The organism is Sinomicrobium kalidii (genome assembly GCF_021183825.1).
In the GTDB taxonomy this organism is placed as follows: domain Bacteria; phylum Bacteroidota; class Bacteroidia; order Flavobacteriales; family Flavobacteriaceae; genus Sinomicrobium; species Sinomicrobium kalidii.
On record NZ_CP089211.1, the window covers coordinates 2,380,020 to 2,395,579 of the forward strand.

Genomic DNA, 15,560 nt, shown 5'->3' on the forward strand with positions numbered 1-15,560 from the left:
TTATGCAAAAAGGAATATTCGTATTTGTTTTATTGCTTATAGGCTTGCAAACAGAAGCACAAACCTATCAGATATCAGGCCCGTCCACGGTCAATAACGGAACAACGCATTCCTATGTTATATCCCCAGACGGTAGTAATTTTCCGACAGACGACATCACTAACACCACCTGGCATATTGAAGGCGGGACCATTCAATCTTCAAATGATATTGTTGCTAATGTCGTCTGGAACGGGCAAAAGTATAACAGCTCCATACGAGCCGAGTTCATGGTCAATGGTCAGGGGCCATACCTGGCATTTTTACAAGTTATTGTAAACGGAGCCCCTCCTTCTCCACCTCCCAACCCCACCATAAGTAGTACAGGTTGTGAGGAAGTTGTTTTGCAGCGTGTGGGAACACCTCCCAATGGAGTTACCTGGTACTGGCAGGGCAAGGATTCTAACGGAACCAGTACGAATAAAGGGGCTGACACAAATTTTATTGCTAACGAAGGTAGTGGTACCTATTACATACGGGCCCGCGCCGGTACAAACTGGAGTAGCACTTCAGGTTCCGTTTATGTGGAAATCCCCGATAATGCGCCAGCCCCTCCTTCTGTTCCATCAGTTACGAATAATTGTGATCATACGGTATTGACCCGGGGAACACCTCCCAATGGGGTGACCTGGTATTGGCAGAGTAGTGCCAACGGTACGAGTACTTCCAATGCTGAAATCAGTATTACCCGAACTACAGGTACCGTATACTACCTTAGAGGACAGCATGATGCTTCCGGATGCTGGGGCATGGCAAGAACGGTAAATTATACGGTTTCAGGAAAGGAAACCTGGTATGCGGATTCGGATAATGACGGTTTTGGTGATCCGAACAACAGCTTGGAATCCTGTTCCCAACCTGATGGCTATATAGATAATGCGAATGACCAGTGCCCTGATGTACCCGGACCGGATAATGGGTGCCCGACAGAAGAATACAGTCCTGTTGTCCTTAGTAATGAAAATTATGTTTATGCCCGGCTATATCAAAAAAAGATGAGTAGTCCCGATGGTATAACTTATAATCGTGATGTAATGGAACAGGTAACCTATTACGACGGATTGGGCAGACCTAAGCAAAAAGTGGCCATACGGCAATCTCCGTGGGGTATGCAGGATATTGTAACTCATATAGGCTATAACGGATTTGCACGCCAGGAAAAGGAATACTTGTCTTTTATCCCTACAGACATTAACCAGGGGGCCTTTCGTAGTGAGGCAGAACAATTAACCCAGCGGTATTACCATTCTCATTATTCCGGCGATTTTAGTGACATGGCCGAACATGAGGTTAATGCCTATGCCCAGAAACAATTTGAACCTTCACCGCTAAACCGGGTGGAAAAACAGGCTGCTCCGGGTAAAGACTGGAAACTGGGCAGTGGTCATGAGATCGAATTTGATTATGAAACCAATACGGCTACGGAGGTGCGTTTGTTCGAAGTGACTTTTGTCAATGGCAATACGGAGCGGCCCCAACTGGTTGTTATAGGCAACAATTATCACAGTGCCGGGCAATTACATAAAATTATAACAAGAGACGAAAACCATAATGGTACCACAAAAGATCATACCACCGAAGAGTTTAAAGACAAACTGGGGAGAATGGTTTTAAGACGTACCTATAACGAGGGAACCGCCCATGACACCTACTACGTATATGATAATTTCGGGAACCTGACCTATGTTATCCCGCCTAAAGTTGATACGTCGGATGGGGTATCTACTGCGGAACTCAATGAATTGTGCTACCAGTACAGGTATGATAAACGTAATCGGCTTATAGAGAAAAAAGTTCCGGGGAAAGGATGGGAATTCATGGTTTATAATGCACTTGACCAACCTGTAATGACACAGGATATGCGGTTAAGGAATGAAAATAAATGGCTGTTTACTAAATATGACGTTTTTGACAGGGTGGTATATACCGGCCAAACCAATCATGGGCAAAGTAGAGAAGAGCTTCAGGAAATTTTTGATAATACGGCAAGGTATTACGAAAGCAGGATACGATCCTCTGCAGAAGCCCCTACTGTCATAGCAGGGACAGATGTATATTATACCAACATAAGCCCTCCTACGGGAATAGCCCGGGTATATACCATTAATTACTATGACGATTATGAATTTGACCTCGCCGGACTAACTGTTCCCTCAACAGTATTGGGGCAAACAGTGGATACAAGGACCAAGACTTTAGCCACAGGGAGTAAAACCCGGGTGTTGGGTACCAATCATTGGATCACCACCATCACCGGTTATGATAAAAAGGGCAGGGTGATCTATACCGCTACCAAAAACCCTTACTTGAATACCACGGATATTGTGGAACACAAACTGGATTTTGCAGGCAAGGTATTGGAGACCAGAACCACCCATACCAGGGGCAGCAATGCTCCCATAGTAACTACAGACAAGTTTGAATACGACCATGCCGGGCGGCTGGTGAGGCAGTTACAGTGTATCAACGGGGACTGCGGGGGAGATACCACAGGGGAGAACCCGGTCTTTGATGATGCCATTACAGAAACACAACATGAGATAGCCAGTAATTCTATTACCTTAAAACCCGGCTTTCACTTTAAAGCTACCAGCAGTATAAGCTTTAGTGCTTCGATCAGCCCGGCAGGGGAACTTATCGCCGAAAATGTGTATGACGACCTGGGGCAACTGGAGCAGAAAAAGGTAGGGAATACCCAAAGCAAGCCTCTACAAACAATAAACTACACCTATAATGTACGGGGCTGGTTGAAAGCGATCAATAACCCGGATGCGGCATTGGGAGAGCAATTATTTGCCTTTGGTATCCGGTATAACGATCCTGCCTATAACCCTGCCGACCGGGCCTTGTACAACGGCAATATCTCGGAGACCTATTGGCGGACGGCCAATGACGACCAAAGAAGAAATTACCGCTACACCTATGATGCCCTGAACCGTATTACAGGAGCAACGAATACCGGAGCAGGAGAATACACCAGGTACGAGCTAAAGAATGTAGCCTATGACAAGAATGGCAATATTACCGATCTGACCCGCAATGGCTGGCAGAACAGCAGTAATTACGACAATATGGATGTATTGGAGTATCGTTACAATTCTACCAACAAGTTGCTAAAGGTCATAGATACGGGAAACAAAAGTTATGGCTTTAAGGATGGTTCTAATACGAATAACGATTATACCTATGATGCCAATGGTAACCTGGAAAGTGATGCCAATAAAGGAATAACAAACATCACTTATAACCATTTGAATCTTCCCACCCGGATTAGCTTTGGAGCCAACAGAATTGATTATATTTACGATGCCTCGGGGATCAAGTTAAAGAAGGCGGTTACTGAGGGAAGTTCTGTGACAAATACGGAGTATGCAGGGAAGTACATCTATGAAAATAGCCAACTCCAGTTCTTTAGTCATCCGGAAGGGTATGTAACGAAGGAAAACAACAAGTACAAGTACGTATACCAGTATAAGGACCACTTAGGGAACGTGCGGCTTACCTACTCCGACCAGAACAGTGACGGGGTTGTAGGAACTTCGGAGATTTTACAGGAAAATAACTACTATCCCTTCGGAGCGCTTCAAAAAGGATATAACAATGTTATTAGGGGTACAGAGAACAATTACCAACAGTACCAGGGCCAGGAACTGGACGAGAGTTTAAGTTTAGGCTGGCATCATTTTAAATACCGTACCTATGATGCGCTTATTGGCCGATTTTTACAGATCGACCCGCTGGCCACAACATATGTCTATAACTCTACCTATGCCTTTGCGGAGAACAATGTAACCAGTGGTATTGACCTGGAAGGGAAAGAGTTGTCTTTTGAACTGGACGGTAATAGGGCTACCGGAGTATCTGGGCCAAGAACTGATACATACACGCTTCAGGAAGCAAGAAGCATTGTTCAAAAACAGACGGCTGCCCGCGATGCTACTATGAGCCTTTTGGCCTCCAAATCGGCAGGGGCATCCCGTAGCCACGGGGAAATAAATTATCCGACTTCTCACCCGGACAGGGCTAAATTTGTATATCCGCAATCCGGGCTAAGACTGGCAGAGACCGTAGGCGTAGGCGCTAAAGAAGCTGTTACCGATGTATTTTTAGGTGGAGCGGTAGCTATGGGACTTAAAGCATTAAGGGGAGCCAAGTCCGTCTGGGGGTTGAATAGGTTTGCTCGGGGAAGAGTGATAGAAGAAATGCTGGGAGCTAACAAAAACTGGGCGAAGAACTTTCCGGGAATAGATAAGATAGAGGACGGTGTGGCCACCAGCATAAAGAGTATGGATTTAATGGGCAAGTCCTACCAGGAAGGCAACAGGGTCTTTAACACACTTAAGGGGTATATCGATAAGTTGGACAATTTTGGGGGAAGAACTCGCTGGGGAGGAACAGTTATAGAAGAAGGAACTGATTATTCGAGTAAAGCATTGGAATTAGCTGTGCAGACAGGAAAAGGGACAGATGCCCAGTGGGACCAGATTAATCGGGCCGTCCAGTATGCTTTGGATAGAGATATTAATGTAACCATCAGATTTATTGATTAAGAGATATGATAAAAAGAGCGGACATTATAAAGTTTAATAAGGATAATAAATTTGTCTTACATCCTATAAACACTTTAGAAGGAGGAGGAGGGATTGCTTCTTCTCCCTATGTCATTGATAATGATTTGACATACATAGAAATAGCTGAAAAATTATTGACTGTACTAAATTGTAGTAAGGTTGGCGTACCCCAACCTTTAGATTGGAGTTTTTTTCGTAAAGAACATTTAAAGGCAATGAGAATAAAATCTATGAAGATACTACATGAAGACAGTTTGAATGTAGGTGTTTTCACAAAAGATGGTAATTACCATATCTCCCCTACGGTTAACAAAGGTCCCCGTCAGGGTTTTCAAGGAGCTGTAAAAGACCGTATAGTAATCCCGTTAAGTTCGAGTGTCGAAGAACTGGCATCAGCCCTGGAAGAAGCTTTTAAAAAGAGTAGTTAGAAATCCATGTAATAGTAGAAAATAAAACCGTCCAACTTTAGACGGTTTTGTTATTTATAGGCTTCCTGGGTTTTATAGTCCCTGAGGCACATATCGATAAAATCGTAGATATATTTTTTACGATCTTCGGAGAGTTTAGAAATATCTTCAATCCTTTGCAGGACTTCTTTGTCCTTGACCAGTACGGAGGTATCGCCCGCCAGGAAATCCAAAGAAACATTAAGGGCCTGGGCAATCTTTTGGCAATGTCGATAGAGGTTTCAGCGCCTTCATCTGAAGGAAGCCGCCTTGAAAATGGTTCGGTCAATCCCTGTATTCTCCCCTCCCCCTCCGTAACTCCCCGACCCATCAACTCCAAAACCAAACAACCTACATATACAAACCCTGCCACACCCCCACTACACCAAAATCAATGACCTCGGGGCAATCCCGATAATTATCGGGACACGAGGCATAAATCGGAAAACCCGAAAAAAAGCATTTCGACGCAAGCCCTTCGACACTTCGATCATACTCAGTGCAGGCTAAGCTCAGGACAGGCTTCGGAGTATTTTAAATCTCACTTAGTGAGTAAATTGCGGATTTCCGTAAGGAGTTGTGGTAAATGTGTATTTCCTTTGTTTCTTTTAAGGGCGGAATAACAGGGAATAAGGGCAATTTATATGATGTAGGCTTACTTTTTATATGTTGTTTGTTTACAGATGTTTGTGTGTTTCGTGATACCATAGAAAACGTAAAAACAGTCCCTGCAATTTATAAATGCAGGGTACAAAATGTTGTGGTTTGTCTCGATTTTCCATAATATTACAACATAAATCAATTTGTGTTAATAAAAAGGTAACACGGGATGGCCTTTTTTGAAAAAGAGAAAGCGTATCTTGTGAACGCTGTATAAATAAAATCAAAAAGCTAATGAAGTAACAATTACTTCTTTCCCCTAAACCCTGACCGGACAACAGTCAGGATACATTTTTTACTCCCCCTAAAAATAAAAAACCTTTCCCGGTGCGGGGATTGGTATGGACTTATATGATCCGTCAGTAATAGAAATAAAAAGTATAATCATAAATCCAGATATTAATGAAAAGAGTCATACTTCTTTTTTTAATGGGCCCTGTTGTTTTTTATGCCCAGACGAATACGTTTCCTGCATCCGGGAGTGTGGGGATTGGCACAACTACCCCGGAAGCAAAGCTCGACGTTGCGGGGGTTACCTATTTAAAAGGAGCACCAACCTATTCAAGGGTTTCGGAACAACTCAGGATCGGCAGGTCAGATCAAAATATCCGATATCATTCTATTTATTCCAATCATACCGGTTCCGGGTACTCCAATTATATTCAATTCCGTATCCATAATGGTAATGATGACGATCTTACGGAACAGGTAACAGCGATGACCTTGACCGGTGATGGCAATGTGGGTATAGGCGCAGAGGTACCCGGTAGCTGGAAACTTGCTGTAAACGGTAAAATCCGTGCCAAGGAAATCAAAGTGGAAACCGGCTGGAGTGATTTCGTCTTTAAGGACGATTATGACTTACCTGCTTTGAACGAGGTGAAACAACACATTGAGGAGAAAGGACATTTAAAAGATATTCCCAGTGCAAAGGAGGTCGAGGAAAACGGGATATTCCTGGGTGAGATGGATGCAAAATTACTACAAAAAATTGAAGAACTGACACTTTATACCATCCGACAACAGGAAATTATTGAAAAGCAGGGAAAGATGATACAAGAGTTAAAACTACAAATAGAAAAGCTTACTGATTAAATATGTGAACTATGAAAAAACTAAGAGGTCTCCCCATATTATTACTGATGATTTACTCCGGATATTCCCAGGTTCCCAATACCAATGAGTCTGCTTTTCCTGCAGAAGGTAATGTGCTGGAAGGTGATTGGGGCACCTATTTGCTTCAGGGATTAAATGCGGAAAGGACATTGCGGTTAGGTGTGGCTAATGACGGTTATACCCGGGCGGAAATAGAAATGGAAAATAATAATACGAACTCCGGTAAGATTATTTTTAAAACTACAGCATCTAATAGCGGGGCACTGGAACGGATGACCATTTTAAATAATGGTAATATAGGAATCGGTGTTAGTAACCCGGTAGAAAAGCTGGATGTGGACGGAAGCCTGAGGTTAGGCGGTGCTCCGGGAACCATTATTAATCCACAATTAAATGTAAGTGATTTGAATCCCGGGGTTACAGCAGGGGGAGTATCTATAAAAGGTAGAAAATGGGGACATTTTGTAATAGATATTTATGGTAATGACACCAGGGATGCTTTTGCTGTCAGGACAGATAGTAACAGGGACGGGGTCTTAGATAACATCCCTTTTTTAGTAAATAATGCGGGGAGAGTAGGGATAGGTACTATTACACCGGATGCCAAATTGGCGGTAAACGGTGTAGTGCATAGTAAGGAAGTCAAGGTAGACTTAAATGGCTGGAGCGATTTTGTTTTTAAAGAAGATTACAACCTGCCTACGCTGGAAGAAGTAGAGCAACATATCAAGGAGAAAGGCCATTTAAAAGACATCCCCAATACCAAAGAGGTTAAGGAGAACGGTATTCATTTAGGTGAGATGGATGCTAAACTATTGCAAAAGATCGAAGAGCTTACCCTGTACACCATACAACAACAAAAGCAAATAGAAGCCGTATTGGAACAAAACCGCAAACTTCTTCAGGAGATAGAACAACTTAAACAGAAACAGCCATGAAAAAGCACTGGATAACCACTTCCCTCTTTATGATCGTGATATTTACAGTCGGGGCTCAGACTGTAGATGCCGGATATTTAAATCCTATGTTAGGTAGTCCGGACTTGCATAAGATTACCCGGTTCGGCACATCCTCCGGACATTATGCCGGGTTGATGTGGAATGTCAATAATGCCAACTATGGAGATGGTGACGATTTTTCCATTTTCACCTATACCAACCGGGATATGACTATTAGAACGGGTACCGGAAACTTTATCGTATTTCCGAGTTCGGGAGGAAATATGGGGATAGGGACTACTAAGCCAACCTCTAAACTGCATGTAAAAGGTGATTTTTATCTTCTTGGAAATGATAGTTATGAAAATGGCTGGAAAAAAACACATTTTTACTGGAGCGGACATTCACTGATTATGGGATCCAAGGAAGGCGTTTATTCACATAATAAAATAGAGTTAAAACCCGGAGGGGCAAGCAGGGGAGAATTGTATTCATCTATAGAACTTTATCAGGCGATTACTACAGGGCAACATGAAAAACGAATATCATTGTCTTCGCACTACTCCAAACCAACGTATTTCAACGCAGGTAATGTCGGGATAGGGACGACATCCCCCGATGCCAAACTTACCGTAAAAGGGAAGATCCACACACAGGAAGTCAAGGTAGATCTGGCAGGTGCCGTAGCCCCGGACTATGTATTTAAGGAAGGTTATGATCTGCGTTCCCTGGAAGAAGTACAGGCCCATATAAAAGAAAAAGGACATCTGCCAAATATTCCTTCGGCCGGTGAAATGGAAGAAGAGGGGATTAACCTTAAAGAGATGAACCTGAAATTGTTGGAGAAGGTAGAGGAACTGACATTGTACACTATACAACAGGAAGAAAAACTCCAGCACAAGGAAGAAAAGATAAACAATTTAGAAGGTCGAGTTAAAACATTAGAACAGTTAATTACAAACAAAAAACAATAATTATTTGATGAAAAAATTACTATTCCCTGTTTCCGTTTTAGCACTTGTTATCAGTGTATTTTCGTTAGGATGGTCTGTGTTTTCCAAACCGGACCTTGTTTATGTCGATGTAAACAAACTGATGGAAGGCTATAAGCGTTCCAAGGTGGAGCGCGAAAAATTCAACCGGAAGGCAACAGCCCTGAAAGCCAATGTAGACAGCCTGGCGACCGACTGGCAGAAGGAACTGAAAAAATACGAGAAAGAACGGGCTTCCATGAGTAAGAAGGAACTGGAACTACAACAGGAACTCCTGGCCAGCAAACAGCAGCAGGTCAATAATTACCAGCAGGCCATTCAACGGCAAATCCGGGAAGAAGACCAGAAGATGACACAAACAGTCATTAACGATATCAATGATTACGTGAAGGAATACGGTAAGAAAAAAGGATATCGTATTATTTTCGGGGCCAGCGGTGGCGGAAACATCATGTATGCAGCAGATGCGGCAGACCTTACCGAAGAAGTTCTGGACGGACTAAATGCGGAATATGGCAGGTAGGCTTTGGTTTTGCGGGATACTATGTCTTTTGACGGCCTGTTCCTCCGGGACTTTTGATACGGAAGAAAGTTTGCTGGCCTATATCCGGGAGGAAGAAAACGGCTATATGCACCACAAAAAGGTGAAGGGCGTGGATTTTTCCTTGTTATACAAGCCCACGGACCTTTTGGTCAATCAGGAATTGTATGACAAGACAGACAGCAGGACTGTTGACTCCCTCAGGAAAAAGTACGGGAAGTACATGTATTTCATCCTGTCCATGTCTAAAAACGACCAGGAACTCTTAAACAATGTGGCCGGAGATCGTGGCCGTTTTGGAGGAATGGTCAATGAACTGGCTTTCGGAATGGATCGGAAGGTACACCTGTACACCCCGGAAAAGGACACTTTACCCATGGCGGACTTTATTTACCCCCGGATGTACGGGATGAGCCGGAGTACGGATATTATGCTGGTATACCCCAGGAAAGAGAAATACCTGAACGATGACTATATCAATATAATTGTCGAAGACCTGGGATTTTATACCGGGGAGGTAAAGTTTAAGGTGTTGACAGAAAATATAAATAACGAACCCAGCTTAAAATTTGGATCATGAAAATCATTTTTTCAGTCGTATTTATTATGGTTTCAGTGTTTTTGGGAAATGCCCAAAAGAAACCCTCTGAAATATTCCTTCATACAGGAGAAAAACTGGTAGTTAAAGGGAAAATAAAAGGCCAGTATTTCCAATATAAATTATACAACAAGGCTAAAAAAAAAGAAATACATTTCCGGGACATTGACCATGTCAATATACGTGTTTCAAAGGACAACATAGAGACTTATAGGTGGATAAAAGTGAAAAATTCTGAAACTCCCGAGGTCCTGAAAGAGGTTCAAACAGGTGAGGTAAGTTTATATATTGCTACTGCTTACGGTGCTACGCCGATATCTATGGGGGGCGGATTCGGAGGCGGTTTTAATACCACGCATGCATACACCATAAACAATTATTATTTGTTAAGGACTGATGAAGAAGAAGCGACACATTTGGGATCTGATGATCTATTTACTAAGAATTTTAAACAAGCTGCATCCCGTTATTTTAAAGATTGCCCGCTGCTGGTAAAAAAAATAGAGGATAAAGCGTTTAAGAAACGGCATCTCAAAGCGATCGTCTCATTTTACAATACAAAGTGCAACCAAGGAGATTAGGAATTATGAATAAAAAAGCATCACATAGAATCATAGCCATTTTTTTACTGTTGAGTTTTATGCCCGGGATTTTTCCGGTTCATCGTCTATGGGCTTCTAATAATGGACCTACGGCCCCGGAGGCCACAGGTTTTGAACCGGTAGACGCTACCGATATGGTCAACCTGGTTACGGGAGATTTTTCGTATGTACTGCCCCTGTTAAATGTACCTTCTCCGGAAGGGGGATATCCTGTAGCACTTTCATATCACGGAGGGATCGCTTTGGATCAGGAGGCTTCCTGGGTTGGGCTCGGATGGAATGTTAACCCGGGAGCTATTAACCGTGGGGTCAACGGATATCCGGATGACTGGGGAAAAACCGAGGTAAGCGAATTTTTCTATGATCACGGATGGACAGAAGATTATTATAGTTTTAGTGCAGGAGTAACTTTGAACGGCTCTGTCTCGGTAGGATTGGGGGTATCCTGGGGGAGCGGGCGTTCCATGGGAGGATATGTTTCGGCAAGTGTAGGTTTGGGAGATGGAGAAGGGGGAGCAAGTATAGGAGGAAGAATAGGAACAAACGGGGCGGCACTTACCGGAGGGATTGGGACTTTTTATACCAGTGTGGGGACTAACGGCATTGGAATTGGATATGGTATTGATGCTGGAAATGATACGAGTGTTGGGGTTAATTTAAATTACAATTATAACGAAGGCTTGTCCGTTGGCACTTCTGTTACTCAAAAGGGATCGGAACGCGGAAAATCAACAGGCCTGGGAATAAGTTTTAGTTCCAGGGGATATTCCGCTTATGGTATGGTCAATGGTTACGGAGCCGGGATTTCCAATGCCAGTAATGGGGTTTCTGCCTCGGATTATGACGTTTCTACCCGTTCTTCAAGTTTTTTCCTCCCTCTGTATATTTTCTATATCGGTTACAGCAAAACAAATGTCAGGTATTCCTTATACAAATACAATCATCTCTACACATCAGGAATGTTATACCCGGTACTGGCAAATACGTTGAAACCGTATGAGAATTCCGGTAATCTTTCCAGGTTATTGTACGAAGATCATTTTATGGATGTCAATATAATACCTAAATACAATAGTTCCATGAATACGGATGACCTGCTGGACCAAACCGCCCTGACAGGCAAAAATAACCTGGTTTTACCCAGTTATGATAACTATTCGGTCACAGCTCAGGGCCTGTTTGGCTCTCTTAAACCCTATATCCATTCGGAATTAAATTTATCCGGGAGAGGACGGGGCGAGCAAAATGAAGACCATATTTATGCTGCTTATTTAAATCATGATATAAGTGAATATATGTCCGCTCCCTCAAGTGGCATCGATGTAAACAGGGATGCCGTTAAAAAGGTCCATTTTACTTTTGAGAATGCCTATAATTCCTTTTTAAGGATGGAGACATCCAATATTATAAATCCAAACTTGCCTAATGGGAGTATCGGGGATAATACGGTTTTAGATCATTTCAAAACTCAGGAAACCAGCAATTATAACAATAATAATAGTTTAACGGGAGGTTATGAGAGTAGGAAAAGAGAAGGAAATTACATTGTAACCTACACGAACAAACAAATAAGGGAAGGAGGATTAACCGGATATATCGAGGCAGCAGAGGTTGAGAGGGAGAACAAGGAAATATTTTTAGATGAGGGTATTGGAGCCTATCAGATAACTACTCCGGATGGCAGAACATATCACTATTCATTACCGGTATATAATTTTGAATCGTTTTATAAGAATTTTAAAAATGAACAAAATGAAGATGAAAATTTCTTCGAGATTCAAAAAACAACCCCTTATGCAACGCATTGGCTACTCACAGCTGTTACCGGGCCTGATTATATAGATGTGAATACTAATGGGAAAGTTGACGCACTCGATTATGGTTATTGGGTGGAATTTGAATATGGAAAGTGGAGTGATGGCTATGGGTGGGTTACACCAAATGGTAAATATTTTGAGGACGAGAACAAAAACGGGGATAAAACATATTCATACAGTTGGGGGCGTAAGCAGGTTTATTATTTGGATGCAATAAAAACCCGTACCCATACAGCACTTTTTGTAAAAGATCTAAGGGCAGATAATCATTCTTCAACCAGTATGAATTTATATAAACAAAAATGGGTGTCCGGAAGTTTTGATTTAGAGACACATAGCTATAAAATTAGATCGGGAAGAGATTATTGGTGTGGACTTCCTTTCCTCTATCGAACTTCTGAATCAAAGAAACATACCTTTTATGATCATCAAAACAATCCGGTAACAATAAATTCCAACTCTATTCCATCCCTGTATTTGGGCTATGACAAAAAAAATACTTTTAAATATATAGACCTGCCCGTCAATAAAACCCTAAAACTTAGCAAAATTATTCTTGTAAAAAATGATGTATTGGGGAATCTGTCCAAAAATCGAGGGAATTTGGAAAGTGAACTCACAGGTACAGTTAGTTTTGCTAATGGAGTGGAGACAATTAGTTGGATCGACTATTCTGAAAGAATCTGTAAATCAGCTGGTTATCCGGATTTATTATATAATAAAAATATATTGCGCTCTTTTAAAGCGCATCTGGATGATAAAGTTTTGGATGTTAAAGATATAGATGGATTAGGACTGGAAGAAAAGGCCCAACAGGTCATTTCTTTCAGCCATAGCTATGACCTGGCAAAAGGTTCTGTCAATTCGGAGGCATTTACCAAAGGACGTTTGACATTAAAAGGGGTTGCCTTTAAAGGAAAAGGAGGAGCGCAATTAATCCCTCCATACAAATTTTCGTACGGAAGGGCTTCAAGGGAGTATGATGCAGATAATTTAGATGACTGGGGGTATGATAAGGTGTATCCCGATACCTGGAGCTTAAATGAAATACAAACGCCTACAGGGGGGAAGATAAAGATTAATTATGAAGCTGATTCTTACTATGCCGAAGCGGCGTATCATGATCCTGATATTGGTTCCGAGGGGCCTAACGGGAGATCCGGAGGAGGGTTAAGGGTAAAGTCATTACAGGTTATCGGAGATAACAATACCATTACCACGGAATACCAATATACCGATCCGGCTACAGGCAAAATATCGGGGATCACTTCTTTTGCCCCTTCAAAGGCGTCAAAAGGGGTTCCCTATGCCTCCGAACTCCCTGCGCCAATGGTGATGTACGGTCATGTTAAGCTCATTAATAAAGATGCCTCCGGTAAAATTCTGGGCAGTACGGCCTATGAATTCGAGACCCTTAAACCTTTTACGCAGGAGACCGGCTATCTTTTCAGTATAGGAGACGCATTTAAAGTAAAGCAACAGCAAAACCAGTCTTTTAACGGAGGGAAAGTTATTGCCAATAAATATACATTGTATAGTAGTTTGGGGAACATAGGCAGGTTATTATCGGTGGCCAGCTATAATAATAAAGGCCAGAAACTCGCTGTAAAAAAGAACCATTATAAAACCGGGTTGGATCCGGATGGTGAAATAGGAGTGTTCCAGGAATCCCACAAAAGCCTGAAAAGGGTCCTGAAAACGGAAAATCTCGATGAGTATTTTTACATAAGTTCTACCAGCAAAGTAACCTATCCGAGTGTGCTGAAAAGCACTTCCATAACACAGGGTAATTTTAAAATGACCACATATTTTGACCGGCATGATTTTCTGACAGGCCAGCCTTTGGAGACCCGTAATACAGGAAGTGACGGGACTGTTTATAAGACTGAAAAAGTACCTGCATACACCCATTATCCCGCTATGGGAAGCAAAACAGATGATCCGGGAAATAAAAACATGCTCACTCAACAGGCAGCCAATTATATGTATAAGCAGGAAAATCAGGCATGGAAACCATTGGGCGTAGGAATTACAACCTGGAAACCCTGGAACAATGATGTATGGCGAAAACACAGGGTTTATACCTGGAAAGGAGAGCTCAACACAGACGGTACTTTTAAAAACTTTGCGGATAATTTTGACTGGTCTTCCACCACGGATTCCCAACCGGCAGAATGGCAGATGATCTCGGAGGTTACCAAATATGATGTATATTCCTCTCCCCTGGAAACTAAAGATGTCAATGGTCATTATACGTCTTCCAAAACGGGATATAATAATACCAAGGTAATAGCTACCTCCAATACTGCTTATAATACGATGTTTTATTCCGGTGCGGAAGATGCTAAGGGTAATACATTTAGTGGAGGTGTTGCCAAAGATGCTTCGGCGGTTGTAGCTACATCCAGGGTTCATACCGGGGAAAAATCGGTACAGGTAGCAGCTAATGTGAAGGCGTTTAAGGTTACACCGGGAACTACGGATACCTACCGCCTCTCGGTCTGGGCGCATAAATCCAATTATGTGAATACCCGTGTTACTTCTAACGGACAAAGTTTTAGCTATAACCGGGGAGAAATTGTTATAGCAGGAGATTGGGTACAGCTCAACTTTACTGTTAGTGCGGCTTCCGGGAAAGAAGTAGCGTTAACAACAACTTCGGGAACGGCATATTATGACGATTTCCGTTTACACCCTGTATCTTCATCCATGACTTCTTATGTGTATAATAATTTTGATGAGCTGACTTATATTTTAGGGGCTAATAATATGGGCACAAGATATGAATATGATGCAGCAGGAAGATTAACAAAAGCATATTCCGAAGTTATGGATTATGGAGAGAATACAGGTGGTTTTAAGATGGTAAAAGAAATAAAAATGAAATATCAGGAAAGTATATCGGATAACCTGCATCGTGTATTGACCTTATACCCTAAAGTGGAGGATCCTCATAATGGCACACCTGTTTATTCCGCAGATGTATCGGGAGGAAGCGGTTACTTTGAATTCCGCTGGTCTTTTGGCAAAGGGCAATATTCAGACCTCTACGACTCATGGACTATACATAGTAAACGGACAGGATCAGGCCTGGTCTTAAGATGCCCTGAAGATAATGGTACTACAATATACTATCGCTGCCAGGTTAGAGATAAGACCACTAAAGAAGTCAAAACCGTTTCAGGGACATATATATGGGAGTGTATGTAACTATTAAATAATAGGTAAAATAGAATCATA

General features: G+C 42.2%; 10 protein-coding genes. 9 read left to right on the top strand and 1 reads right to left on the bottom strand.

The annotated features are described in order from the left end of the window. Window positions 1–2 precede the first annotated feature (2 nt). Both LS482_RS09590 and LS482_RS09595 read left to right on the top strand, forming a co-directional pair. Entirely contained in the window at window positions 3–4,589 is a 4,587-nt protein-coding gene (locus LS482_RS09590; protein WP_233031563.1) for a DUF6443 domain-containing protein, read from the top strand. A 5-nt stretch (window positions 4,590–4,594) separates the two neighbouring features. Further along, window positions 4,595–5,038 (top strand): contact-dependent growth inhibition system immunity protein, encoded by a 444-nt coding sequence (locus LS482_RS09595; RefSeq protein WP_233031564.1) that lies wholly within the window; start codon window positions 4,595–4,597, stop codon window positions 5,036–5,038. A 50-nt stretch (window positions 5,039–5,088) separates the two neighbouring features. Here the strand turns inward: LS482_RS09595 and LS482_RS09600 are convergent, their stop codons facing one another. Continuing rightward, window positions 5,089–5,250, bottom strand: a complete 162-nt coding sequence (locus tag LS482_RS09600; protein WP_233031565.1) for a hypothetical protein — start codon at window positions 5,248–5,250, stop codon at window positions 5,089–5,091. Between the two features lie 868 nt (window positions 5,251–6,118). On the opposite strand from LS482_RS09600, the gene LS482_RS09605 reads away from it, so the two are divergent. Genes LS482_RS09605 through LS482_RS09635 form a run of 7 tightly spaced genes read left to right on the top strand, consistent with a single transcriptional unit; the run spans window position 6,119 to window position 15,530 of the window. Then, entirely contained in the window at window positions 6,119–6,811 is a 693-nt protein-coding gene (locus LS482_RS09605; protein WP_233031566.1) for a hypothetical protein, read from the top strand. A gap of 11 nt (window positions 6,812–6,822) precedes the next feature. Continuing rightward, on the top strand, window positions 6,823–7,770 hold the full coding sequence (locus LS482_RS09610) for a hypothetical protein (RefSeq protein ID WP_233031567.1): 948 nt from the start codon (window positions 6,823–6,825) through the stop codon (window positions 7,768–7,770). Then, window positions 7,767–8,744 (top strand): tail fiber protein, encoded by a 978-nt coding sequence (locus LS482_RS09615; protein ID WP_233031568.1) that lies wholly within the window; start codon window positions 7,767–7,769, stop codon window positions 8,742–8,744. Before LS482_RS09610 ends, LS482_RS09615 begins: the two co-directional genes overlap by 4 nt. A 7-nt stretch (window positions 8,745–8,751) precedes the next feature. Then, the gene (locus tag LS482_RS09620; protein WP_233031569.1) at window positions 8,752–9,285 is read left to right on the top strand and encodes an OmpH/Skp family outer membrane protein; all 534 of its coding nucleotides are present in this window, start codon (window positions 8,752–8,754) and stop codon (window positions 9,283–9,285) included. Further along, the gene (locus LS482_RS09625; protein WP_233031570.1) at window positions 9,275–9,883 is read left to right on the top strand and encodes a hypothetical protein; all 609 of its coding nucleotides are present in this window, start codon (window positions 9,275–9,277) and stop codon (window positions 9,881–9,883) included. The genes LS482_RS09620 and LS482_RS09625 overlap by 11 nt, the downstream gene beginning before the upstream one ends. Beyond that, the gene (locus tag LS482_RS09630; RefSeq protein WP_233031571.1) at window positions 9,880–10,482 is read left to right on the top strand and encodes a hypothetical protein; all 603 of its coding nucleotides are present in this window, start codon (window positions 9,880–9,882) and stop codon (window positions 10,480–10,482) included. Before LS482_RS09625 ends, LS482_RS09630 begins: the two co-directional genes overlap by 4 nt. Before the next feature lie 5 nt (window positions 10,483–10,487). Beyond that, window positions 10,488–15,530, top strand: a complete 5,043-nt coding sequence (locus tag LS482_RS09635) for a hypothetical protein (RefSeq protein ID WP_233031572.1) — start codon at window positions 10,488–10,490, stop codon at window positions 15,528–15,530. The last annotated feature ends 30 nt before the right edge of the window (window positions 15,531–15,560 follow it).